This window comes from Paenibacillus sp. EC2-1, assembly GCF_049311625.1.
Taxonomy (GTDB): Bacteria; Bacillota; Bacilli; order Paenibacillales; family Paenibacillaceae; genus Paenibacillus_AQ.
Window position 1 is genome coordinate 1861364 of the sequence record NZ_CP186006.1, and the last position, 26375, is coordinate 1887738.

At 44.5% G+C, this 26375-nt stretch carries 19 protein-coding genes; 16 read left to right on the forward strand and 3 right to left on the reverse strand.

Features of this window, described 5'->3' with window-relative positions; all coding sequences use genetic code 11:
* The first annotated feature begins 55 nt into the window (after positions 1–55).
* Entirely contained in the window at positions 56–2365 is a 2310-nt protein-coding gene (locus ACK8P5_RS08640) for a glycoside hydrolase family 95 protein (RefSeq protein WP_422660533.1), read from the forward strand.
* Here the strand turns inward: ACK8P5_RS08640 and ACK8P5_RS08645 are convergent.
* Positions 2355–3272: an ArsR/SmtB family transcription factor gene (locus ACK8P5_RS08645; protein ID WP_422660534.1), complete on the reverse strand. Its 918-nt coding sequence runs from the start codon at positions 3270–3272 to the stop codon at positions 2355–2357. The two genes, ACK8P5_RS08640 and ACK8P5_RS08645, sit on opposite strands and share 11 nt — an antisense overlap.
* Positions 3273–3444: 172 nt before the next feature.
* Here ACK8P5_RS08645 and ACK8P5_RS08650 point away from each other — a divergent pair, with 172 nt between their 5' ends.
* Positions 3445–5202 (forward strand): glycoside hydrolase family 2 protein, encoded by a 1758-nt coding sequence (locus ACK8P5_RS08650; RefSeq protein ID WP_422660535.1) that lies wholly within the window; start codon positions 3445–3447, stop codon positions 5200–5202.
* A gap of 107 nt (positions 5203–5309) precedes the next feature.
* On the opposite strand, the gene ACK8P5_RS08655 is transcribed toward ACK8P5_RS08650, so the two are convergent.
* Positions 5310–6170 (reverse strand): helix-turn-helix domain-containing protein, encoded by an 861-nt coding sequence (locus ACK8P5_RS08655; RefSeq protein ID WP_422660536.1) that lies wholly within the window; start codon positions 6168–6170, stop codon positions 5310–5312.
* A gap of 133 nt (positions 6171–6303) precedes the next feature.
* Between ACK8P5_RS08655 and ACK8P5_RS08660 the strand changes: the two genes are divergently transcribed.
* The 12 genes from ACK8P5_RS08660 (at position 6304) to ACK8P5_RS08715 (ending at position 22752) form a co-directional block, all read left to right on the forward strand.
* Positions 6304–7134 (forward strand): amidohydrolase family protein, encoded by an 831-nt coding sequence (locus tag ACK8P5_RS08660; protein ID WP_422660537.1) that lies wholly within the window; start codon positions 6304–6306, stop codon positions 7132–7134.
* On the forward strand, positions 7131–8642 hold the full coding sequence (locus tag ACK8P5_RS08665) for a tagaturonate reductase (RefSeq protein WP_422660538.1): 1512 nt from the start codon (positions 7131–7133) through the stop codon (positions 8640–8642). Before ACK8P5_RS08660 ends, ACK8P5_RS08665 begins: the two co-directional genes overlap by 4 nt.
* Positions 8635–10128, forward strand: coding sequence for a UxaA family hydrolase (locus ACK8P5_RS08670; RefSeq protein ID WP_422660539.1), 1494 nt, complete (start codon positions 8635–8637; stop codon positions 10126–10128). Before ACK8P5_RS08665 ends, ACK8P5_RS08670 begins: the two co-directional genes overlap by 8 nt.
* Positions 10128–11090: an aldo/keto reductase gene (locus tag ACK8P5_RS08675; protein ID WP_422660540.1), complete on the forward strand. Its 963-nt coding sequence runs from the start codon at positions 10128–10130 to the stop codon at positions 11088–11090. The genes ACK8P5_RS08670 and ACK8P5_RS08675 overlap by 1 nt, the downstream gene beginning before the upstream one ends.
* The gene (locus ACK8P5_RS08680) at positions 11087–12103 is read left to right on the forward strand and encodes a zinc-binding alcohol dehydrogenase family protein (RefSeq protein ID WP_422660541.1); all 1017 of its coding nucleotides are present in this window, start codon (positions 11087–11089) and stop codon (positions 12101–12103) included. The genes ACK8P5_RS08675 and ACK8P5_RS08680 overlap by 4 nt, the downstream gene beginning before the upstream one ends.
* 98 nt (positions 12104–12201) lie before the next feature.
* Positions 12202–14445 carry a glycosyl hydrolase family 95 catalytic domain-containing protein gene (locus ACK8P5_RS08685; RefSeq protein WP_422660542.1) on the forward strand — a complete coding sequence of 748 codons (2244 nt, stop codon included), beginning with the start codon at positions 12202–12204 and terminating at the stop codon, positions 14443–14445.
* A 131-nt stretch (positions 14446–14576) separates the two neighbouring features.
* Positions 14577–15359, forward strand: coding sequence for a phytanoyl-CoA dioxygenase family protein (locus tag ACK8P5_RS08690; protein ID WP_422660543.1), 783 nt, complete (start codon positions 14577–14579; stop codon positions 15357–15359).
* A gap of 266 nt (positions 15360–15625) precedes the next feature.
* Positions 15626–16369: a phytanoyl-CoA dioxygenase family protein gene (locus tag ACK8P5_RS08695; protein WP_422660544.1), complete on the forward strand. Its 744-nt coding sequence runs from the start codon at positions 15626–15628 to the stop codon at positions 16367–16369.
* Between the two features lie 235 nt (positions 16370–16604).
* Positions 16605–18818 (forward strand): ABC transporter ATP-binding protein, encoded by a 2214-nt coding sequence (locus ACK8P5_RS08700; RefSeq protein ID WP_422660545.1) that lies wholly within the window; start codon positions 16605–16607, stop codon positions 18816–18818.
* A 7-nt stretch (positions 18819–18825) separates the two neighbouring features.
* Entirely contained in the window at positions 18826–19356 is a 531-nt protein-coding gene (locus tag ACK8P5_RS08705) for a DUF1854 domain-containing protein (RefSeq protein WP_422660546.1), read from the forward strand.
* Positions 19357–19369: 13 nt separating this feature from the next.
* Positions 19370–21604: an ABC transporter ATP-binding protein gene (locus tag ACK8P5_RS08710; RefSeq protein WP_422660547.1), complete on the forward strand. Its 2235-nt coding sequence runs from the start codon at positions 19370–19372 to the stop codon at positions 21602–21604.
* Positions 21605–21714: 110 nt separating this feature from the next.
* Positions 21715–22752, forward strand: coding sequence for a Gfo/Idh/MocA family protein (locus ACK8P5_RS08715; RefSeq protein WP_422660548.1), 1038 nt, complete (start codon positions 21715–21717; stop codon positions 22750–22752).
* An 84-nt stretch (positions 22753–22836) separates the two neighbouring features.
* Here the strand turns inward: ACK8P5_RS08715 and ACK8P5_RS08720 are convergent, their stop codons facing one another.
* Entirely contained in the window at positions 22837–23643 is an 807-nt protein-coding gene (locus ACK8P5_RS08720) for an AraC family transcriptional regulator (RefSeq protein ID WP_422660549.1), read from the reverse strand.
* A gap of 215 nt (positions 23644–23858) precedes the next feature.
* Between ACK8P5_RS08720 and ACK8P5_RS08725 the strand changes: the two genes are divergently transcribed.
* Positions 23859–25412 (forward strand): HEAT repeat domain-containing protein, encoded by a 1554-nt coding sequence (locus ACK8P5_RS08725; RefSeq protein ID WP_422660550.1) that lies wholly within the window; start codon positions 23859–23861, stop codon positions 25410–25412.
* A gap of 171 nt (positions 25413–25583) precedes the next feature.
* Entirely contained in the window at positions 25584–26366 is a 783-nt protein-coding gene (locus ACK8P5_RS08730) for a helix-turn-helix domain-containing protein (RefSeq protein WP_422660551.1), read from the forward strand.
* The last annotated feature ends 9 nt before the right edge of the window (positions 26367–26375 follow it).

The following is a 26375-nucleotide window of genomic DNA, read 5'->3' on the forward strand; positions in this document are numbered from 1 at the left end:
TAAGGAGATAGTCGGTTGTGAAAATATTATTCTCAGCATGGGAGGTTGAAAATGGATGAGGGATAATCATTGCAAATTGATAGAGAGAGGGCCAGCACAGGTTTGGACAGAGGCATTTCCAATAGGGAATGGCCGTTTGGGTGGGATGATCTTCGGGGGAATTAGGAACGAACGGATTCAACTGAACGAAGATTCCTTATGGTACGGAGGACCGAAAGGAAATGACAATCACACTTCTTCTGAGAAGTTGGAGGAGATCCGAAGATTACTGAAGGATGGTAGACCTAAGGAAGCTGAGAAATTGGCTTTATTACATATGACGAATGCTCCTCATTATTTTGGCCCATATCAACCTCTTGGCGATCTATTCATCCAGGTAGAAGGTGCTGACAATGCACTTAACTATCAGCGTGAGCTTAATATTCAGACCGGAGTCGCATCTATTGATTACCAAGTAGGGACAACGCAGTATCATAGAGATATTTTTTCAAGTGCGGTCGACCATGTTGTAGTCATCCATTTAACGGCTTCTAAGCCAGCAGCTCTTTCCATAACAGCAAGGATGAGCAGAAGACCCTTTGAGGGAGATATTAAGCGAGAGAGCTTCGATATTCTCACAATGCAAGGACAGGCTGGGGAAGGAGGAGTGCGTTATGCTGCCGTTTTACAAGCCGTAGTGGATGGAGGAGAAATCCTTGTAGTAGGAAATTACTTGGATATTCGTCATGCCAACTCGATTACGTTAATTATGGCGGCGCAGACATCGTTTAGATGCAAGGACCCTTATCAAGAGGCGTTAAGGCAAGCTGAAGGAGCCGCATCCATACCGTTTGCAGAGCTTAAGCGAAGACATGTTTCAGATCATCGGCAATTATTTGATAGAGTTAAGCTAGAGTTAAAGGGAGATGATGAGGAACAGCTTGTACAGTGTCCTACATCTGAGCGTCTTACGAATTACCGACTAGGTCGTGTTGATCGTGGTCTTGAAGTACTATTCTATCAATACGGAAGATATTTGCTCATAGCTAGTTCTCGGCCCGGGAGTCTCCCAGCCAATCTGCAAGGGATATGGAATGAAAGTTTTACCCCGCCATGGGAATCTGATTTCCACCTGAATATTAATCTACAGATGAATTATTGGATTGCAGAAGTGGGGAATTTGGCGGAATGTCATGAGCCGTTATTCGACTTCGTAGATAGACTCCTTGTAAACGGTCGCCAGACAGCCAAAAATTTATATGGTGCTAAAGGATTTGTAGCCCATACCATGACAAATCTGTGGGCGGATAGTGGTATATTCGGGGCATTCACGACTTCTAACATTTGGCCGACAGGTGGTGCATGGATTGCACTTCACTTCTGGGAGCATTACAGATATAACGGATCTGAAAGCTTTTTGCGGGAAAGGGCTTATCCGGTGCTTAAGGAAGCAGCTTTATTTTTCCTCGATTATTTGATTGAAGATTCATATGGGCATTTGGTTACTTCACCTTCACTATCACCAGAAAATAGCTATATAACTGAAGGCGGTGAAAAAGGTTCCTTATGTTATGGTCCATCCATGGATTCCCAAATCATATATGCCTTATTTAGTGCCTGTATAGAAGCGGCAGAACTTCTTGAGCACGATCGACATTTGCAAGAACAATGGGCAGAAGTCCGAAGTCGGCTTCCTAAGCCGCAAGTGGGCAGGTACGGTCAACTTATGGAATGGTCCATTGATTATGAAGAGGCCGAACCAGGTCACAGGCATATTTCGCACTTATTTGCACTGCATCCGGGAGAGCAAATCGTACCTCACCGGATGCCTGAATTAGGGGCTGCTGCGAGACGTACGCTTGAGCGAAGATTAGAACATGGTGGTGGTCATACAGGGTGGAGCCAAGCTTGGATTGCGAACTTTTGGTCAAGGCTTGGTGATGGCGATAAAGTGTATAGCAGCTTACAGAACCTATTGTCTAAAGCGGTACATCCGAACCTTTTTGGTGATCATCCGCCGTTTCAGATTGATGCAAACTTTGGAGGGGCTGCTGCCATTCAAGAAATGCTTCTGCAATCCCATGCCGGTGAAATTCACCTCCTGCCTGCACTTCCATTGGAATGGTCCACGGGCCGTGTTACTGGTTTACGTGCAAGAGGTGGGTTCACCCTTGATATGGAATGGTCACAGGGCCGTTTGTTAGAGGCAAAAATCCGTTCAATTCGCGAGGATACATGTGTAATTTATAGTGATATTCCTATTGAGATTCTAGATTCTCATGATGAGCTCATTTCAGTTGAACTGGTGGATAAGAGATATCTCTTTAAGGTTCCCGTTGGAGTCACTTATCGAATCCGATTAAAATCCAATTCTTCTAATAACTAACCCTGACCTGAATATCCTGTTCATAATTACCGAAACATTTACCGAAGAGACTGACGCCGCCGGCATTTCTAGCATCTTCGGGAGAACTAATACGGAATCGTAGTTCCTCAGCAGGTTTAAAGGGGATATCTTGAATACACACATCAGATAGAAGAACGCCATCCATATACGTCCCCGTGGAATTGACAAGTAGTGTCTTCAGGAGGCCATGCTGGGTGCTGCCGGGCTCCCACCATACGGGAGTAAGCTTGCCTTGTACACTTCCAAAATCTCCAGGGGAGGTCCATATGCAAACGGGAATGTCATTGACTATGAATGAGATGTCGGATGGCCAGTTATCCGCATAGCCAGGCGCTTCCGAACCGATCTCAAGGGATATGCGAAGGCTGGTGATGTTGTCTCTACTTGTCAAGTAATTCGGTATACGATACTCCACAAACCCGCTGGCGAACCATAAATGCTGTGCGCTTACATGCTCTGGTTCGGCAAAATATCGAGGATCATCCCGCATTCCGATCAGCTTCTTCTCGGAGGCAAGCCCACATGTAGGTTTGATTTGATATTCGGTGTACTGCCCTACAGGAATAGATACAGAATATGAATTCTGAACCTGTGCAGGCTCTTCTGGTATGTCAGAGGTTTTAAAGATTAATGACAAGGTACTTAGATGAAGCATGCATTGTTTCTGCATCCCACGTTTGCCTGCAATCATCTCTGTATGAATGATTCCAGCTTCTTCAAGCTGCTGCACATGTTTAGTCACAATAGCAGAGGACATCTCTAGTCTGTGTGCCATTTCTCTAATGTTGAGGTTTTCCTTACTTAGCATTTCAATCATTCGAATTCGAGTTTCGGAAGCTAGTGCGACAAAGAATGATAGGTTGCTTTGATTAACCTGTAATTCCATTTATGGACCCGCCTTTACGATTACGTTTATATTGATATTAACCATTGTATAACTAATTAGTTAACCAAACAAGATTGCAGTTGACTAAATAAGAGCCCTATCTTACAATCTGCTTGTAGTAGCATTGAGTTAATTATTAATCAATAGGTTAACTAAATAGGAGTGATTAACAATGACAATGGCATCAAGCAACACAAAAATTCCCCGTCCAGAATATCCTCGTCCTAATTGGGAGCGTCCTCATTGGATCAATTTAAACGGTCAATGGCAATTTGATATTGATCATGGAAAAAGTGGCAAGGAACGCGGATACCATCATGCCGAGCATGAACTATCTCGAACGATAACGGTACCATTCTGTCCGGAAAGCAAACTATCCGGTGTAGAATATACAGATTTTATGGCTGCGGTATGGTATAGAAGAGAGTTTTCCGTACCAGAGACATGGTCGAGTGGCCGAATTCTAATTCATTTTGGTGCAGTTGATTACAACACGGAGGTATGGATAAATGGTGTATCTGTAGGTACGCATCGTGGCGGCTATTCTCCGTTTAGCTTTGACATCACAGCAGAGGTATCATCGGGTGTGAATATCATCACCGTGTATGCAGAGGACGATGTTCGTTCAGGGCTTCAACCACGGGGCAAGCAGAGTGGGAGGTTCTACTCGAGTGGCTGTGATTACACGCGAACTACGGGGATTTGGCAGACGGTATGGCTTGAGCAGGTGCCTGAAACATATCTATCTAATATGAAGCTCGTTAGCGATCCAGACAATGCTTGCGTGCATCTGGACTTGAAGATTGAGGGAAATACAGCAGGGGGAAGTGTTAGCGCAGCTGCTTTTTATGACGGGAAGCAAGTTGGGCATGCTAGTGTTCTTATGTCAGGACCATCCTTAAAAATGAGCATACCGTTGTCTCAGGTTCACCTATGGGAAGTGGGCAAAGGCAGATTGTATGATCTGAAGTTATCCTTGTATCAACAGGGTCAAGTGGATGATTCCGTGAGCTCCTATTTCGGTCTCCGAACAGTTAGGTTGGATGGAATGGCATTTCGGATGAATGAGAGATCAGTGTTTCAGCGTCTTGTACTGGACCAAGGTTTTTATCCGGATGGCATCTATACGGCTCCGAGCGATGAGGATCTACGAAAAGATATCGAAATATCGATGGGACTTGGGTTTAACGGAGCCAGACTGCACGAGAAAATGTTCGAGCCCCGCTTCCTATACTGGGCTGACCAATTAGGTTATCTCGTATGGGGAGAGCATGCGAATTGGGGACTGGATATTACTACAACAACAGGGCTTTCGCAGTTCTTACCTGAATGGCTTGAAGGCGTAGAACGTGATTTCAATCATCCCGCCATCATAGGTTGGTGTCCGTTTAACGAAACGTGGGATCATAATGGAACTAGGCAAAATAACGATGTCCTGCGAATTGTTTACGAGGTTACCAAACAAATCGATCCGACGCGTCCAGTCATAGACACCAGTGGGAATTATCATGTAGTGACGGATATTTTTGATATCCATGATTACGATCAGAACCCGGAGTCGTTTCGTGCAAAATATGAACCGATGAAGACGGGTGGGGAAGTCTTTAATACGTTTCCAGATAGACAAAAGTATGAAGGACAGCCATACTTCATTAGTGAGTATGGCGGCATCTGGTGGAATCCAAATCAGAATGATGAGAAATCTTGGGGATATGGCGATCGCCCAACATCCGAGGAGGCATTTCTGGAACGTTATGAGGGATTAACAAGTACGCTGCTTGATCACCCGATGATGTTCGGATTTTGCTATACGCAATTATATGATATAGAACAGGAAGTAAACGGCCTTTACACATACGACAGACAGCCGAAATTTGATCCGGAAATGATCCGTCGTATTAACTCCCGTAAGGCAGCAATTGAAGATTAAGTTAGGATGTCCATAAATGATAACCGAGTGAGTACTAGAACGTTGATATTAGCCCGCAATAGGAGTTTCTTGACAGACAAAAGACCCTTTGCGGGTCTTTTGCATTTTTATTTCTTTTTTCGATATGCAGAGGGCGTAGTATTCGTAAGTATCTTAAAAATTCGATGGAAATGGGGAATGCTTGTGAACCCGCAAGTTTCAGCAATGCTGGAGACATTGTCATCTGATTGAAGGAGTAACTCCTTCGCACGAATAATACGCTTGGCATTCACATAATCCGTGACGTTCATTCCGGTGAACTGTTTAAATACACGTGAAAAATGAGATTGAGATACGGATGCTCTCTCCGCAAACGTTACTAAACTATGAGGTAGTTCAGGATTCGCATCGATTTCGAAGAGGGTACTTTTTATCCATGAGGGTCCGATTTTATTGTCCAGCGGCTGGCTCGTAAAATGTTGATTCAGGTATCGATTCAATTGCAGGAGCAGTTTTCCGAGTTCCAGTCTTATAGCTGCTCGATAACCTTGCTGCTGGAGTTTATATTCTTCTTGAATGACATCCAACGTGGACTCGATTGTAAAACGTAATGGGTCTGGCAATGCGAATTTGTAAATTTTATGTTTGGAAGCAAAATCGAAGCATTGAAGCAACGAGTAAGAATCGTCATTAGCCCCAGCCCCGGCTAGTGTAGGACCAAAAAAAACAGCCGTAGAGATAATCGGGTCAGCTTCATCTGGAATGGATCGATGTACCGTATTGCCTGGGATGATGAACAGATCGCCAGGTTGTTTGTCGTACAAGGATTTGTCGATAAAGAATGTGCCGTTGCCCTCATGGATATATACAAGTTCATAAAGGTCGTGAAGATGGTCAGGGAGTTCATTGTTCGGGAATTTCAGGGTTCGATGGATAAGGTGAAAGGGAAATAGCGGATCTCCATAAAAGGGTTTGCGAAAAGGTTCCATATCAACACCTTCTTCCAAGTGTTAAAGTTCATGACATAACAATATCAAAAAATAGTACAAATCTGCAATATGAGATCATATGATTCTATATTTTGATTATTTATAATGAGGGATAAGGAGAGGGGATGAACGTATGCGAATTGATGCACATCAACACTATTGGCGAATCGAACGTGGTGATTATGGATGGATAACCCCTGATATTCCTGTACTGTACCGAGATTTTATGCCGGACGATTTAAGGTCAATGTTGGAGAAGCATGATATAGAAGGAAGTATTGCTGTCCAAGCGGCACCTACGATGGATGAGACCGAGTTTCTCCTAACATTAGCAGCAGATGAAGCTTCGATATTAGGTGTTGTTGGGTGGCTGGATTTATTGGATCCAGATCACCGGAAACACTATGAGCGATTTGGCCAGCACCAGAAGTTCCTAGGGTTCCGAATAATGATTCAGGAGATGCCTGATTCAAGTCGCATATTAGAAGAAGCATTTATTACGGCGCTGCAAGGTTATGCAAAGGAAGATGTCCCCGTAGACATATTGGTGTTGCCGAGTCAATTGGAACATAGCGCCCAAATGCTCCATCAGGTTCCTGATTTACGTGGAGTTATTGATCATATTGCCAAACCTCGGGTCAGAGACATGGAGATGAATAATTGGTTACAAGCAATGCGTGAGATAGCAAGCTTTCCTAACATTTATTGTAAGATTTCCGGACTCGTAACTGAAGGTGATCATTTGAACTGGAAACCGCAGGATTTCATTCCCTACATCCATCATGTGTTTCAGTTATTTGGGCCTGATCGAGTGATGTTTGGCAGTGATTGGCCAGTTTGTCTGAGAGCAGCCTCGTATGACGAAGTCATTCAATTACTGCAGGAAGCTATGCCTCCGGAGTGGGGGAAGAGTGAGCAGAATAAGCTATTCGGCTTGAATGCTAAGGAGTTCTATAAATTATGAGTAATCTGTTGAACCCGTCGATGCTAACGAGTGAGAGCCGTGAGATATTTGAGACAATGAATAACGAACCGGTAACGATTTTGCAGATTGGAGAGGGGAACTTTTTGCGAGGGTTCGTAGACTGGATGATCTATATATGCCGGTCTCAGAGGTTGTTCAGAGGCAGCATTGCGGTAACACAGCCTAGGCCTGCTGGGAAAGCGAACATCGATAAGCTTATTGTCCAAAACGGGATATACACATTAGTTACGCAAGGCATGGATCAAGGCTCTTTGGTTATGAAAAAAGAAACGATTCAAGTGTTCTCTCAAATGTTTGATCCATACGCGGAGTGGTCACGTCTCATCGAACTAGCTATTAGCCCAGATCTTCGCTTTATTGTATCCAATACGACGGAAGCGGGACTTACATATCGTCAAGAAGAGCTGACTTATGGTCAACCGATTCTATCTTATCCGGGCAAAATTGCGTACCTGCTTCATGAACGCTATCAAGCATTTCAAGGTAATCCTGAAAAAGGTCTTATCTTGCTGCCTTGCGAGCTGTTAGAGCGGAACGGAGATGTTCTGAAGGCAGCGGTTCTTCGGTATGCTGAGGATTGGCATTTCTCAGCATCATTCCGAGATTGGATTAACAAGCATAACCGTTTCCTTAATTCATTAGTCGATCGAATTGTGACGGGATATCCAGATGAGGAGCAAGCGGAAGCATGGTTTGAAGCTTGGGGATACCGGGATTCAATGTTGTGCACAGCAGAACCGTACCACTTATGGGCAATTGAGGCAGAAGAAGAAATGGAAGCGCTTCTACCGTTTCGTAAGGCAGGACTAAATGTGCATTGGACAAAGGATTTGACACCATTTCAGCAGCAGAAAGTTCGGATTCTGAATGGATCTCATACTTGGATGGCTCCCTTAGGTTTGCTAAACGGTATAGAGCATGTAAGAGAATTTATGGAGCATCCACAGTTCGGCGAATGGGTACGAAATACGGTGCTGCGTAATATTTTGCCGACGTTACCTTACGATGAAGAAGAACTACATATTTACGCGAAGAGCGTATTTGATCGTTTTGGTAATCCATACATCAATCATCGTCTTGCTGATATTGCCATGAATTCGATTAGTAAGTTTAGAACTCGATTGTTGCCTTCGATAGCTTATTACATTGATTCAGATAAGGAAATACCGGAGGGGCTGGTCATAGGTGTAGCAGGCCTTCTTCGCTATTATAAAGTAATCCTGAATGATGAGGGCGTATTCAAAGGCATGAGTTTGAATGGAAGCACTTATGTGGTTCGAGATGATGTTAAAGTCTTGGAGAGCATGGCAAGGCATTGGGCCAGCGATGAAAAAATGACAGAAGAGGTGTTTCATCAACGAGATATTGTGAATGCAATTCTTGCTGACAAGGAGTTATGGGGACAGGACTTGTCCGCATGGAGGAACTTGAGCGAAACGGTCGCAGAGCATTTAGAGTGTCTGGAACGAGGTGGGATTAATGAATGATTGGATTCGTTTGTCTGAGCAAGATCAGGTTGTGATTGCGCTACGGCCTTTGGGTTCAGGTGAAACACTTCTGCTAGAAAATGGTCGCTCTCTCAAAGTTATAGATGATACACCGAAGGGACATAAGTTATTAACATCATCTGTACTCACAGGGCAGGATATCTATAAATTTGGTTATTCCATTGGAAGAGCGACGATGGACATTCGGGAAGGTTCTTGGATACATACCCATAACTTAAGAACAGGGCTTGGATCTATACTAGATTACAGCTACGAGCCGGTTCATCAGGATAAGCAAGAATCGTCAAGCCATGCGCCTACGTTTCAAGGGTATATGAGACCCAATGGAGAAGTGGGTATTCGCAATGAGATCTGGATTATTAACACCGTGGGTTGTATTAACAAAACTTGTGAAATGCTTGCCAAACGAGGAAATGATCACTGTGATGAACAAGTAGATGGCGTGTTCCATTTTGCGCACCCATATGGCTGTTCACAGCTTGGAGATGATCTGCAATACACACAGAATCTACTCGCTTCGCTTGTGAATCACCCCAATGCTGCTGGTGTACTTGTTGTGGGTCTTGGCTGTGAGAATAACGGAATCGATAGCTTCAAACAAGCGATTGGCGATGATAATCCGCTACGTGTAAAATTCATGAGCGCTCAAGAGGAAGGGGATGAACTGGAGAAAGGGCTGGAGCTTATTGAAGAATTGATAGCTTATGCCAAAACGTTCAAACGAGAGCAGGTACCTGTATCGAGGCTAAAACTAGGCTTGAAATGCGGGGGCTCTGATGGTTTTTCTGGCATTACAGCGAATCCCCTAGTAGGGACACTGGCAGATCGTCTGATCGAATTTGGCGGCACTGCGATATTGACCGAGGTTCCGGAAATGTTCGGTGCGGAGACGATTCTAATGAATCGGGCTGTAAATGATATGGTCTTCGGGGAAATTGTCACACTTATTAATGATTTTAAGCAGTATTTTATGAGACATGGGCAAGAAATCTATGAAAACCCATCACCAGGAAACAAAGCCGGGGGCATCACCACGCTTGAAGAAAAATCTTTAGGCTGTACGCAAAAAGGTGGCCGCTCTATTGTGAATGCTGTTGTGAAGTATGGTAGTCGGGTTAACACCAGTGGGTTGAACCTATTAGAGTCCCCAGGGAATGATTTAGTATCCGTTACTGCCTTATCCGCTGCAGGAGCTCATATGGTGTTGTTCACGACGGGGCGAGGTACGCCGTTTGGTGGTCCTGTTCCAACGGTCAAAATTGCAACGAACTCGGATTTGGCCGGGCATAAGAAGAACTGGATTGATTATAATGCAGGGCAGCTTCTGGAGATGAAGTCAATGTCAGAGATGAGCTATGAATTGTGGCATCAACTCATTGCGGTGGCCTCAGGAGAACTGAAGACTAAGAATGAGATCAATGGGTTTCGCGAGATAGCCATTTTCAAGGATGGAGTGATGCTCTAATGAAGTATCGAAAGTTAGGTAAGACAGGACTGGAAGTATCGCAACTTAGCTTTGGTGCCTCCTCGTTAGGCTCAGTCTTCCGTAATACAGAGGATCGTGAAGCCGTAAAGACAGTGCATGCTGCCCTTGATGCAGGCATTAATTATATCGATGTGTCGCCTTACTATGGTCTTACGAAAGCGGAAACGGTATTAGGCAGGGCTATTCAAGAAGTACCCCGTGATAAGTATCTATTATCTACTAAAGCGGGTCGTTATGGAGCAGATGTATTCGATTTCTCAGCTAAACGAATTGTAAAGAGCCTTGAAGAGAGCTTGACCCGTTTGCATACGGACTATGTCGATATTTTGTTCTTGCATGATATTGAGTTCGTTCCAGCACAGATCATCTTCGACGAAGCCATTCCGACACTAAAGCTGTTAAAGCAGCAGGGGAAGATCCGTCATACTGGAATATGTGGGCTGCCTGTGGAACTCTTCGAGTACATGCTTCCAAAAGTGGAGGTGGATGCGATTATTTCCTACTGTCATTATTCCTTAAATGATACATCGCTGTTGCAGCTTCTACCGCTGATCGAATCTCAGGAAGTGGGTCTGGTCAATGCCTCACCGCTATCCATGGGCTTGTTAAGTTCGCGTGGGACACCGGAGTGGCATCCAGCGAGTCGAACCTTAAAGGATACCTGTAAGGAGGCCGCAGAGTTCTGTGCAGCGAACGGTACGGATATTGCGAAACTAGCTGTACAGTTCTCTGTATCGAAAGAATCAATCCCAACAACGCTTGTCAGTACGGCTAACCCTGTGAACATTGAGAAGAATGCGAAGTGGGTAGATGAGCCAATCGATGCGGAGCTGCTGAAGGCAATACAGGATATTCTGGCTCCTGTATTGAATGAAACTTGGGTGAGTGGCAGACAGGAATACAATACTAGACTTCGGATCGAAGGGAAGCTGAATTCATGAACGGTATTGTATGCCAGCACATAGGTTCATTTCAGTATCAGTATAATCTACCAGAGCCAACGATGAAATCTGGGGAAGCAATCGTAAGGGTAAGACGAATAGGTATTTGCGGAACGGATATGCACGCTTATCAAGGTAATCAGCCATTTTTCACATACCCACGCATACTAGGTCATGAGTTGTCGGGGATTATTGAGCAGATCAACGATACGAATTGTGGATTTCTGATAGGGGATCAGGTAGCAATCATCCCTTATATGCACTGCGGAGTATGTATTGCCTGCCGTCATGGCAAAACAAATTGCTGTACTTCCATGGAGGTGCTTGGAGTTCACGTTGATGGAGGTATGCAGGAGCGAATAGCTGTACCAGTCACACATCTGATTCGAACGGAAGGATTATCGTTAGACGCGTCTGCTATGCTTGAGCCGTTAGCTATTGGAGCTCACGCTGTTCGTCGTTCTCAGCTTTCACAGGGTGAAACTGCACTCGTTATAGGGGCCGGACCCATTGGACTCGGGGTTATGGCATTCGCCAAACATGTAGGCGCGAATGTTATTGCGATGGACGTTAACGAGGAGCGACTTGCATTCTGTAGATCGTGGGCGGAGGTGGATCATATTGTCAACGCGTTAGACAGACCACAGGAGCAGCTATTAGAGTTAACGGATGGAAGTTACCCAACCATGGTATTTGACGCTACGGGGAACATGAAATCGATGGAAGGTGCATTTCGTTTTGTCGCTCACGGGGGTACGCTCGTATATGTGGGGCTTGTGAAGAATGATATTTCGTTTAATGATTCTGAATTTCATAAGCGAGAGATGACACTCATGGGCAGCCGAAATGCAACGCGAGAAGATTTTAATCAAGTATTCGAAGCTTTACAAACAGGTGAGATCGATATTAACAGATATATAACACATCGGGCAGGCTTTCACGAGGTGATTAGTAGGTTTAAGGATTGGCTGGACCCAGCTTCTAAAGTCATTAAAGTGATGATTGAGCTATAGTTATTCATTTAAAAATGTATATCGAGTGAGATGGGTCTGACGGATATGTTTCGAGCAATACTAGTTATTTCTGCTCATTAATGAGGAGGCTACATAACGTGGATAAGTATGATCTTCAATTTAACCAACCGATTGCTAGGTGGGATGAGGCGCTCCCGCTTGGCAACGGATTAAATGGATGCCTTTTATGGGGAAACGGCGATCCACTGCGGTTCAGTCTGGATCGAGGTGATCTGTGGGATCTACGGCTTACCCCTGAGGTGCTAGATGAACGATTCACCTATGCTGAAATGATTGATTGTGTGAGACGTGGAGATCAAAAGGAATTGCTGAGTCGATTCGATAGCATATATGAGAACAACCCACACCCGACCAAACTTCCAGCTGGTCGGGTGGAGCTAAGTTTTGGACGTTCTGCTGATCGCATAGTGAACCGACTCACCCTACAGGAGGCATGCGCACATGTTAAGTTGACCTTCGGTGAACGTACGGTCACGGTGTCTAGCTATATGCATGCTGTGAATGGACTAGGGTATATCCGGATTGTGGGTGATCCAGAAGGAAGACTGGATCTTGTAGCGCCTGATTATACGGGGGAACAGCGGGATGACAACGCTAACCCCGTATTTCATACAAGTCTGACCCGTCTTGATTATCCTGCGGCAACGATGCATTCGGAAGGTAATGTGAGTTGGTTTCATCAGCGAACGCTTCATGATCTTGAATACGCAATTGTCGTCGCGGAACACAGGTCAGCAGAAGGGGAACATACTGCGGTATATACGATTGCCACCAATCATGATGGAGATGAGTGGTTGGAGGAGGCAAAGTGGAAGACTACTTCTGCACTTATGGCCGGGTTTGATGCTGCACTTGCCGAGCATACCGAATGGTGGGAATGCTACTGGGATCAGAGCTCGATTGTATTGCCGGACGAAGAAGCAGAGAAAATGTGGGTGCTGAACAACTATCTATTCGCGTCCTGTTCACGCAAAGGCGCTCCGCCGATGCCACTACAAGGGGTATGGACAGCCGATGAAGGAACACTTCCGCCGTGGAAGGGTGATTACCATAATGATTTGAATACACAGCTGAGCTATTGGCATTATTTGAAGGCCAACCATCTCGAAGAAGGCGAAAGTTTCATCGATTTCTTGTGGAACTTACGGCCTGAGGCGAAAAGGTTTGCGAAGCGTTTCTATGATGCACCAGGCATTAACCTTCCTTCGGTGATGACGCTTAGGGGCGGTGCGATGGGTGGTTGGCCGATGTACAGTCTGAGTATCACGAACCAGATCTGGCTCTGTCAGGCCTTCGATCATTATTGGCTATACACGGGAGATCCTGATTTTTTGCGTGACAAAGCCTATGTGTACTTCAAGGAGACAGCTGAGTGTGTGCAGCGTTGGCTCACTCTAGGGGGAGACGGAAAGCTGAGGCTACCGTTATCGAGTTCACCAGAAATCCATGATAATCGGCTGGATGCATGGCTCGATCCGATTAGCAACTATGACTTATCTCTCCTGATCTATCTGTTCCGTCGTTTAGTTGATCTGGCTGGACGGCTTGGATTATCGACTGAGGCTGAAGGCTGGGCAGCCGTGCTTGAGAAGCTACCTGAGCTTGCTGTGAATGAGCATGGGGTGTTAATGATTAACCCGAAAGAATCGCTTACGACCAGTCACCGGCATATGTCGCATATGATGGCGATTTATCCTCTACAGTTGCTTGATCGGCAAAGTTCCGAGCGGGATCGTAATATCATTGATGCGACAATTCATAATCTGGAGGTGCTCGGTAAGGGACAATGGGTCGGTTATTCGTTTGCTTGGATGGCCGCCATGTACGCTGGTCAAGGGAATGGAGACGCCGCTCTCTACCATCTTCAGCAAATGTGGCGTTATACATGCTCGCCGAATGGATTCCATCTGAATGGCGATTACAAGAACACAGGGCTGAGCATGTTTCACTACCGCCCGTTTACACTCGAAGGTAACTTTGCCGCTGTCAGCGCATTGCAGGATATGTTGCTGCAAGTAGATGGAGGTATTATTCGTGTATTCCCAGCGATTCCAGCGGAATGGACAGCACAGTATGCAGAGTTCCGTGATTTCCGGGGGGAGATGGGCGTTCTTGTATCTGCGAAGATCAGCGAAAATCGGCTTAGTTATGTCAGGCTGAGAGCAGAACGTAGCAATATATATCAAGTTGAGAATAACTTTTTGAGCGATCGACTGCTGATCGTATTCGGACATCGCACAAAAGACATTGTCTGCCAAGTAGGTCAGGTGTTCAGTATTGAACTTCAATCTGGAGATGAATGTACGATTTCGGAAGCATAAGAAATGTTTGTGTGTTTCACGAATGTCATCATTTTACAAATGAATGTCTCGTCTGTGCAAATACGATTCCGCTTCAGCCTATCTATAATTAAACTTGAACTCCATCTAATTATTGAGAGGGTGTATGCTGAATGATCGACGAACAAGACGTGCAATTTTATAAAGAGAACGGGTATTTGTTAGTTCGAGGGGTTTTTAATCAAGAAGAAGTAGAGGAGATGCGTGGGGCGATTGATAAGATTATTCAAAGAGCCGCGCAAGCCAAAGCTGATCAGAATCATGCATGGCAAGGAGATTATTTGGACCCCGAGAAGCTCAAGAAGTTAGTGTTAAAGGGGTTTCACGATGTGCAATATCATGATGCCGCTTTCATGCGTGCCGCTATACATCCGCAGATGACAAAAGTATTGAATGGAATCATTGGACCTAACGTGCAGTTGCATCATTCAAAAATGCTTGTGAAGCCGCCGACAAACGGTGCAGCATTCCCTATGCATCAAGATTATCCTTACTTCCCTCATCGCGATCATACGATGCTTGCGGCTAGTATTCATCTTGATGACGCCGACATGGAGAACGGCTGCTTATGTGTCATTCCTGGCTCCCACAAACAAGGTGTTTTGCCTCATGTAGGCGCTCACTATCTCAATCATAAGGAATATCCGATATCCTCAGGAACTCCATGTCCGGCTAAGGCTGGAGATGTGTTGTTCTTCAATTACTTAACCATTCATGGTTCGGACGTGAACCGAAGTGAGAGAATACGTAGAAATGTTTTATTCCAATATCGGGACGCATCGGACATTCCAACGGTAGATACCCATTTCGACTGGGGAATGGGATTAATGATCAGCGGAGAGAATCCAGATTTCAACCATGTAAAGCCGAAGTATGAGATCATAAGTGGAAAATAGCTGAAAATCTAGAGTATGTGTGGATCTAGGGAGATAGAGAAGACTGCTGTATGAAGCAGTCTTCTTTATTGTTAGGATATACAACAGATTCTGCCCACGAAGATGTAATCATTTCAAAAGGAAAGAGCAGTGGTCATTATTTTATAGGATATTTAACGAATATCAATATCAGATACATTCGTGTAAATTACAGACATTGTTCAACTTTGGATAGAAAGGTATTCTAGAGTGGATCCAAAAGAAATAGACGTAAAGGAGAAGTTATTATGAACATTACATATACACCACCGACGTCTCCATTGACTGATGAGCAAATCCATTTTTTTAGAGAGAATGGTTATTTCTTATGGAAGAAAGGAATGAGCAGCGATATCATAGATGCCTTTAACAGACATATCTTTGATATACGAAATCAACAACCTATGCCTGATTGGGCAGCTTGCGATGAAACAAAAAAATACGCCCTGAGGCTATTTAATCCTCATAAGCACGACAGCTTCTCCCGTCAAATTATGAAACATTCTCTTGTTAGAGGAGCACTCGCACAACTGATGGGAAACGAGGCTGTATGTGTTCAAAGTATGTATTTCTACAAAGAGCCTGGCTCACCAGGCCAAGCCTCGCATCAAGATTATTATTATATTAAAAATGATCCGATGACAATGATTGCGGCATGGACTGCAATGGAGGATTTAGTGGATGAAGAGAACGGTTGCCTGTGGGTGATACCTGGGACGCATAAGCTTGGTCTTTTGCCTCATGGAGCTGTGAAAAACTTAGAGGAACACGAACACTGGACTGAGGAAACAGAAGGAATTGACACAAGTAGTCAGATTCCCGTCATTATGGAGAAAGGAGATATTTTATTCTTTAGTGAGTTGCTGATTCATTCGTCCAACAAGAATCGGAGTCAGAACAGATGGCGACGTTCTTACGTGTGTCACTATATTCGTGAAGACTCGAATGTACTGCATAGAGAAGACCTTCGCCAGAAGTTTTTGTTATATTAGAAATTAAAGATCATAAGAGATATTGACAACGTCAGGATGAAATATACTTGGCGTTTTTTTTGGGCAATAAAACACACTATCTTCACATCGTAATTGATAATATATTTTTGTGGCAATAGATGTTACCGGGGATGCTCATGAGCTAGTTTGATCCTGATACAGGGGGGATGCATATGATAATGATGCAGAATATACGATTAATTCGGGTGAAAATCGAATGAAGAAAGGGGAGCCCATGATCAAGAAGTTACCGCTTGAAGTCATAGCTGCATTACAGCCTCAAGAACCTTATGACGTTGTGTATTGGATGTTATGTGATCGAAGTATGGACGGGGAAGGTTATGCAAATACGTATGTGATTCTAAGTAAGGAAAAGCTATTTATCATATCGAATCCAGAGGATCTGTCGTGTGTAGAGTCGATTGATATCGATGATATTGAAACCGTATTCACCGTTAATCTTGTTGCCTCAGGTCTGATCGTTCTGAAAGAGAATGAGGAGCGGGTTATAGGAGCATTTACGAATGAACAGATGTCGAGTGCAGCGAGGCTTGTCTCTGTCTTTAATAAGATCAAGAAGCAGGAAGAGATTAACGATGAAGATGTAGAGGAGCGTCAAGAGAACAATACTTGTCCCAAGTGCGGAAAGAGGTATCCGGAGGAAGGCAGACAAATTTGTCCCAAATGCATGAAGAAACATGCCATCTTCTCGAGGCTTCTATCATTCGCTGGACAGTATAAGCTCTTGATGTTTTTTATTGTGTTTTTTATGTTACTCAATTCGGCTACGGGTCTTGCCATTCCCTATCTGCAAGGTACAGTGTTATTCGATCAGGCCCTTGGGAATACCGGGGATTTCGCTGGTCAAATCGGACTGGTAATCCTTCTTATCTTTGCGTTTCGTACGATTTCTTTATTATTCGGTGTCCTATTCAGCATGCTGAATGCAAGACTCTCTGCGAATGTCGTATTTGATCTGAAGGCAAGTGTGTTCGCTGCGATGCAAAGGTTGTCCCTTAGCTTCTTTCAGAAAAAACAAACCGGTCAGCTCATGACAAGGGTTAGTAATGACGCGCAGGAATTACAGTTTTTTTTCGTAGATGGTATTTCTTATTTCATTGTCAATGCGATGAACATCGTTGGAATTACAATCATAATGCTCGTTATGGACTGGAAACTTACCTTGATCTGCCTCATCCCGATTCCATTCGTTTTGCTGATGATAAGGTGGGTATTCCCTAAACTGTGGCGATTATCCTGGCGCAGACATAGACGGATAAGTACACTTAACGCCATGATTAGTGACACGATTCAGGGTACGCGTGTTGTAAAAGCTTTTGGAAAAGAGAATCAAGAGATTCATCGTTTTCATAGAGCGAATACAGCCTATTCTGAATCTGAACAATCCTTTAACTTGATGAGCAGTACGATCTTCCCGATATTAACGATTATCACCCAATTTGGAGGTGTATTAATCTGGGCATTTGGTGGTTGGAGAGTCATGCAGGGAAGTATATCATTCGGTGAGATCATGACATTTGTAAGTTATATCTATATGCTGTATGGTCCGCTACAGTTTATGAATAACATCGTCAATTGGTGGTCCAGTTGTATGAGTGCGGCACAGCGTATTTTTGAAATTCAGGATTCGGTTTCTGATGTCGCGGAAAAGGAAACGGCGGTCCACGTGGATCAGATGAAAGGAGATATCCGCTTGTCTGGCGTTTCCTTCGGATATGAACCCAATAAGCCAATCCTGAAGGAAGTATCCATGCATGCTAAGCCAGGTCAGATGATTGGTGTCGTCGGACATTCCGGTGCGGGGAAATCGACACTTGTGAATCTCATCTCCCGTCTCTACGATGTTACAGATGGCGTAATCTCTATTGACGGGGTGAACATAAAGGATCTGAGTCTGGATACGATGCGTAAGAACATCGGGATTGTATCTCAAGAGGTATATGTATTCATGGGAACCATCGCTGAAAATATTGCTTACGCAGATCCTGAATGCTCGATGGATGATATCATTCATGCTGCCAGGATTGCGAATGCGCATGATTTCATTGAAAAATTGCCAGATGGCTACGACACGATCGTAGGCACCGGTGGGCATAGCCTATCGGGTGGCGAGAAGCAGAGGATATCTATTGCACGAGCAGTTCTTCACAATCCTCGAATACTTATCCTGGATGAAGCAACAGCGTCGCTGGATACAGAGACCGAGCTGCAGATCCAAGAAGCGCTTGAAACATTAATTCAAGGCAGAACAACGATTGCGATTGCGCACCGCTTGTCCACTCTAAGAAATGCTGACTATTTGCTTGTGATGGATGCGGGCAAAGTGGTTGAAGAGGGAACGCACGATCAACTAATGACACAGGAAGGCATTTACCATGGCTTAGTTAAGAAGCATGATGAAGCACTGAGCATGAGAAAGGTGGGTTAATCTGTTAATGCAAACTACGAAATTGAATCAATCGGATTTGTCTGTCGCAGCAAGCATGAACTACCTAACGTCGGATAACACGGTTTTCACCAAAACAGAAGGTCAAATGCTTACGGTGAAAGTGAATGATGAAGAATATCACGGCGTGTATCTACATTGCTCCTTCCCTCATACCAACAATCGAGTTTATATATCGATTCGAACAGGTGAGAACAAAGAGATTGGCATCATTAAATCCATGGATGATGACTTTCCGAAGGATGTTGTTGCCTTGCTGGAGGAGCAAATAAAGATTAGATATTTTGCCCCAGAGATCACGAAAGTGAATGGAATCAAAGAGGAATTTGGTTACTCCTACTGGGATGCAGAAACGAGCGCTGGGAGCTGTGAGTTTACGGTTCGAAATGGCGGAGGCAATGTGAAGATGGTAACGGAGCGCAAGCTTCTCATTATTGATGTGTACGGGAACCGATTCGTCATTGTGGATATCAAACAGCTAAGCGAGAAGGAATATCGATTGGTGGAAATGTATATTTAGGGGGGAGGATGCAATGAACCTTCAATTTACGCTCTCAGAGCAAAATCTCCTAGCTGTTCAGCAAGCTTTAGGAGAGAGTATTACGTACTGTGTGCCTGCTGATTTATCGTTTGAAGGGCGAAGGACGGATGGTTATTTTGTCATCGGAGAGACCAAGTGGGCTCACGTTGTGCATGGAGCTGTGACTGAAGTCTGCAGCATTCATGAGGCACATGATTATAAGGTGGTTCCTTTAATCGGAAATGTGATCATTGAGGCAACACATATGCATACGCAAAGGATTGTTATCCGCTGCTCAATGCAGCATGCAGCAAGGCTATCCTACATTGCTCAAATCCTGAATTATATGGCTTCAAATAGTAAGATTCGGATCTACAACAACGAGAGTGAAAATGTATGTTCCAAGTGTGGTGGATATCTTGTGAAAGGTACAAGGTTGTGTCCGAAGTGTATGAACAAGGGAGCCGCTTTCAAAAAACTTTGGAACGTATCGAAGTCACACTGGAGAATTCTTGCCACGGCACTATTCGTTCTATTATTGATGTCTGTAGTAACCCTTACGGGCCCCTATTTTCAGAAAATACTTGTAAATTCGGCTTTAAAACCGCCAGACGGAGAAAGCCCCAATACACAGATATTTCTAATTGCGATTGCTGGGATTGCTTTTGGCTTAGTGGCAGGAGAGCTGCTAGGAGTACTTAGGGGAAGGATCATGGCCCGTGTCAGTTCAAGGATTGCAGCGGATTTGCGTATGCTTGTATTTGAGAAAGTTCAGAGTCTCTCACTGGGCTTTTTAACCTCCCAGCGTGCTGGAGATATCATGAACCGAATTAATTCCGATACAGATCGCATTCGGAACTTGATTCAAGAAGTGTTTACAATGGCGATATATCAGGTGATTATGCTGGCCTCCGTAAGTTTTTTGTTATTCTACACGGACTGGACACTTGCACTTATTATTATTTTGCCAGCGCCACTCGTCGTATATATTCAATATTTTGTGTGGAGAGCGGTGCTTCGGAAACTCTTTCGTAAGCAGTGGAGGGTCCATGATAAAGCCAACTCATTTCTGCACGATGTGCTGAGCGGGATTCGAGTGGTTAAGGCATTTGGGAAAGAGGAGCGAGAGATCAAGCGGTTTCGGACATATCACCGTGAGTATGCTGAGGCGACCATCCGAAGTGAAAAAGTGTACAGTTATCTCTCCCCAATCTCTCATTATTTGATCCAGATTGGACAATACTTTGTCTTGCTTGTGGGTTGTAATATGATTCTGGGTGGGGAATTATCTCTCGGAGAGTTGGTTCAATTTACGGGTTATGCCGCAATGATCTATGGCCCCCTTGGGTGGTTAATGAATATGCCGAGATGGATCGCAAACGCCTTGATTGCGGTAGAGCGCGTCTTCTCGGTCATTGATGAACAGCCGGAGATCTTCGATACGGAAAAATCTCAGAATTATAAGATAGATGGGACCATCCGCTTCAAGGATGTTACCTTTGGCTACAAGTCGTATGAACCAGTGCTCAAATCCATTAATGTGGATATTAAGAAAGGTGAAATGATTGGTCTCGTGGGGCATTCCGGTTCAGGAAAATCGACGTTTATCAATCTAATCTCCCGTTTCTATGACGTTAATGAAGGTGTCATAAGTATCGATGGCGTGGATATCAGAGATATCAAGCAGGAAGAACTAAGGTCGCAGATCGGAGTTGTGCTGCAGGAGACATTTTTATTCAGTGGAACCATTATGAACAATATTAGGTATTCCAAGCCGGAGGCAACGATGGAGGAAGTGATACAGGCCGCAAAGATCGCGAATGCTCATCATTTTATTAGCCAATTCCCGGATGGATATGATACCAAGCTTGAAGAGAATGGGAACAATATTTCAGGCGGTGAGAGGCAGCGGCTCGCGATTGCCAGAGCGGTACTGAACAATCCTCGAATTCTAATTCTGGATGAGGCGACAGCTTCACTAGACATTGAGACAGAATCGGAGATCCAAGAAGCGCTGCAGCGTGTCACAAGGAACCGGACGACAATTGCAATTGCACACCGCCTGGCTACATTGAAGAATGCAGATCGACTGTTTGTACTGGATAAAGGAGTTATCGCTGAGATTGGGACTCATGAGGAATTGATTGCGAAGCAAGGTATCTATTATAAGCTGGTTCATGCGCAGCGGAACATGTCGAAGGCGAATTCGGAACAGATCCTGGAGCCAGAGCCAAGCTTGCATACTTAGTTGAAGAAGATTACTGTGATTACTAGAGTTGATACCTTTGCAATGAATAGCGTACCATGGATATGAAAGCGATTTATTAACTATCCTAATCCGTCTAAGGAGTACATATCATGAGTACAAAATGTAAAGTTATCGTTGTTGGCTGCGGAAATATGTCTAATACGTGGGTGGAATATGCAAAAGAAAGAGTAAATACGGAAATTGTAGCACTTGTTGATATTGAATCATCTTTTGCAGAAGCACTTGCCGCTCGTCATGGTTTAACATGTCCTATATTCACGGATCTGGAAGAAGCTATTCGGGAGAGCGGGGCGAATATCGTATTTGATGTTACGATTCCTGCTAGCCATTACGGGATCAGCACAACGTCATTATTGGGCGGATGTCATGTATTTAGTGAGAAACCACTCGCAGAGTCGATGACACAGTGCCTGAATATTGTTGAGCTTTCTGAGAAGACCGATAAGATCCATGCCGTTATGCAGAATCGCCGTTATGATCCAAGAATTCGTGCCTATAAAAATTTGATTGAAGAATCGATTGGAAAGATTGGTTTTATAGGTGCGGATTTTTTCCTTGGTGCTCACTTTGGTGGATTCCGCGATCTGATGGAAAGTCCGCTACTCTTAGATATGGCGATCCACACTTTTGACCAAGCAAGGTTGATCAGTGGTGCGAATCCAGTCTCTGTATACTGTCAGGAGTTTAACCCTCCGGGATCTTGGTACGCTGGAAATGCGATGGCGGTATGTATTTATGAAATGTCGGACGGCTCAGTATTTAATTACCGCGGTTCTTGGTGCGCGGAAGGGGCTCAGACATCCTGGGAAGCCGCATGGCGTGTAACGGGAGAGAAGGGGACGGCCATCTGGGACGGGAACGATGCGATTTATGCAGAGATTGTTGCAAGTGGGGAACAAGCAGGGAATTTCACTAGGAAATATGAGCGCATAGAAGGTATTCTACCTGCTATGGATAAGACGGGTCATCATGGATGTCTTGAGGATATGTTTCAGGCGCTTGAAGCGGGAACCAAGCCCGAAACAGACTGCAGCGATAATATCTACAGCATGGCCATGGTGTTAGGGGCATTGGAGAGTGCCAAATCTGGGCAGAAGATCATGATCTCCGAGTTTATGAATCGGTAATGTAACCTTCTAAAGGTCGGAGGCAGGCTCTAAACGAGCTCCTGTCTTCGACCTTTTTGTTGTTGTCATCGTGCGGTGAAAGATTCAATGATCAGCTTCCTCATCTCTCACATGCCGGAACTCCCGTGGTGATCTGCCATTCATCTGCTTGAATAGCTTCGAGAAATAATGTACGGAGGAGAATCCATGCTTCTCCGCAATTTCCGTGACAGAAATATCCGAATTGCACAGGTCATCTTTCGCTCGATTGATCCGGAACTGGTTGATGTACTGTGTAGGCGGTAAGCCGGTAGCTTTTTTGAACAACTCGAAGAAGTAACCGCGACTAATACGTAATTCGTTATAGTACATCTCAAGTGGATGGATATTGCCATGGATAAGATCCTGATCAAGCTGTTCTAACACCTTGCGAATTCGATGATCCAGCATATGGTCATCTTGCAAGACGAATTGAAGAAAGAATTCAATGAATTGGAGAAAATGACTTTGACGCTTGAGATTACGCATATAGGTATGTTCTGTCATGAAATGGTTCTCGGTATAAAATTTTTCGAAAAAATCAATCCATACCCGTAGCTTTTCCACCTTTATATGTTCGGGGATAGCATAAGGAAATGCTGAATCTATGAGGCCCGGGATCACCTGCTCAGAGTCATAACAAATGACATGAGGACTATCGAAGTGCTGCTTCCGATCTCGGTAGATCCAATCGAAATAACAACAAATATGTACCATCGGATTGTGAGGATCTGCAATCCAATCATGTGGCTGTCCTGCAGGAATATATACCAAGGAACCCTGAGTGGGGCTATAAGTACGACCACAAGTTCGAAGGATGCCGCTACCTTCTGAAATCAAATAGAGCGATGAGGAATAACAGTGTCTATTCATACTAGCTTGACCTTTGGAGAAAGGATACCGGGTAGCATAATTGACATGGGGATGAAAAGATGAAAAGTCCACGATTCCATAACACAACCTTCTGTGATATTTATCATATTGCATGACGATTGTATAAAACACTGACGTTTATGTAAATACACCTGGTACAGAAATTGCTAGAATGAACCTGTATTTAAACGAATACAGAGGAGTGAATGAACAAGATGGATAGCAGAAATCTGTTGACGGATGAACAAATGATGGATTTTATAGCAAAAGGTTATGTTGTGCTTCAGAACGATTTGCCGGAACAGCTCCATAGGAGCGTAATGGATAAGATATATCATGTGCTGCATGAAGAGGGCAATCCGGGAAATAACATTTTGCCCCGGGTACCTGAAATTCAGCAGTTCTTTGAAACACCCGTTGTAAAAGGGGCTTTGACAAGTATTCTTGGTCCGGACTACTATATGCACCCACATCGACACTGTCACTACAACCAACCGGGTAATCAAGCACCTGGTGGCGGGGAATGGCATAAGGATGGTTACTGGTCTTCCATGCGTAGTCACCGCCCATGGTGGGCTATGATTTTATATTACACACAAGATATAACAGAGGACTTAGGGCCAACGGCGGTTATGCCGGGTACACAATACTATGAGAAATTTATCGGTGACCGAGGGGAAACGTTACTCCCAACAGGTAAAGCGGGAACGATGGTACTTATCCATTTCGATTTATGGCATAAAGCTTCATATAACATAACGAATTTGGATCGTTATATGCTAAAGTTTCAGTTCGTGCGGCTACGGGCTCCCGAATATCCAAGCTGGAATCATCAGAGCAGCGAGATGATTGTTCCAAGCGGGACGCCATGTGTACATCTGAATTTATGGAAGGATAGTTGGGACTGGCTGCGGGGAGCTAGTGAATCAAGTGAAGATGTCGCTTCCGTAAGTAAGGATCAGCTTGAGCTACTGGCGAGTGACCTGAAGTCTAATGAGGAGGCCGTTCGAGCGAAAGCAGCGGATGAGCTTGGACTGTTGGGTAAGGCGGGAGCTACGCTTGCGAATGATCTGGGAATTCTACTGAATGATGTGGAGATGGTAGCGCTGAACGCAGCGTATGCTCTTGGACACATGGGACCAGCAGGTATTGAAGTATTGATGAATCATATCAACGAAGGAACAACGCAGGTCGCGGTAAGGGCTACATATGGTTTACAGGCTGCTGATATTGAAGCAATTCCAGGGCTTGTGAAGTTATTACAGGAGCATCCGAGAGAGAAACGTAGAGCGCTGGCAGCATTCGTACTAGGCATGATCGGACCGAGGGCAAGCGAAGCTGTGCCTGCGTTGATCACATCTTTAGGAGACGAGAGTACATGGGTTCGACGCAATGCGGTTGAAGCTTTGGGCATGATCGGAAATGCGGGAGGAGAGGTATGTCTGGCATTGTCCAAGGTGCTTGAAGCATCGATTCGTATCGAGGCGTATGATATGGATGCTTTGAATGATATAAGCAATCAAGGGCATATTTTGAACAAAATCGGTTATACAGCTGCATTGTCTCTGCTCCGCACGTGTAGGGAAGATGACGCTCCATTCATCCTTCGTTCCTTGGAGATGGCCCTGCATAGTAAGGATCGTTACGTAAGAGCCTATGCATTCGAAGCGTTGACACATCTGCGTACAGATGAATCAGTGGATATTCTAATCCGGTATTATCGCACTTCAAGATGGTGTCCTGATACGAACAAAGCGAGTACGTTTTAGAATAGTATAGAAACGGTATATTTGTATATAAAAATTATGTAAAAAAGGCACCCTCGACGTTAAGTCCGTGGTATGATCCCCTTACGATAGACTGTGAGCCTCAAGTTCATACTTATGAGCTGAAGCTGCAGTTTATTGGAGGGGATTTTGTTAAGGAGGAAAGACTGAGCTGTGCTTGAAATCAAAAGTTTCATTGGAACGCATGATCAGGATTGGGAAGATGAACAGCAGTGGCGACACCCGTATCTGGAGATTACCGTCATACTTGAGGGTAGCGGCATATTCCGTAGCGAAAATGATGAATGTACGGTGCATGCTGGACAAGTTGTCTTAATCCCGCCGAATGTTCCGCATTCTTTTCATGCCGTCACACCGATACGTTTTGGAGTACTGTTGATTCAAGATTTGCCTATCTCAACACGTGAGCTGTTCAATCGGATGATTACAGACGATCTTCCGCGTATCATTACCTTGTCTCCGCTGGATCAGGAGCATTATGAACTACTGTTCCGTGAGTGGTTACGAGCGTTTGCATCGACCTTGAAAGAACGCGAACGAAATTATACAGCTTGGATTGAGATCCTATTGTTATTTTTGAGTGAGCACTCATACGCTGATCAGCAAGCGCTTTCAATAGCGCGTGTAGGTGATTTTATAAGAGAGCATTTAAGCAGCCCCATTCAAATGTCGACGTTAGCGGATATGACTGGACTTTCGGAGGATGGTTTTCGCAAAAAATTCTTCAAAGTGTATGAGATGACTCCCAAACAGTATCAGCAAGTATGCCGATTGGCGGAAGCGAAATGGCTCCTCAGCTCATCCGATAAAGACATGCAGACCATCGCGAATCATATCGGTTTCTCACAGCTGCATTCATTCTCATTATGGTTCAAAAAACTAGAAGGCTGTCCCCCCACCGAATGGAGAAACAGCCAGCGTTTATATCATCAATAATGATGATGA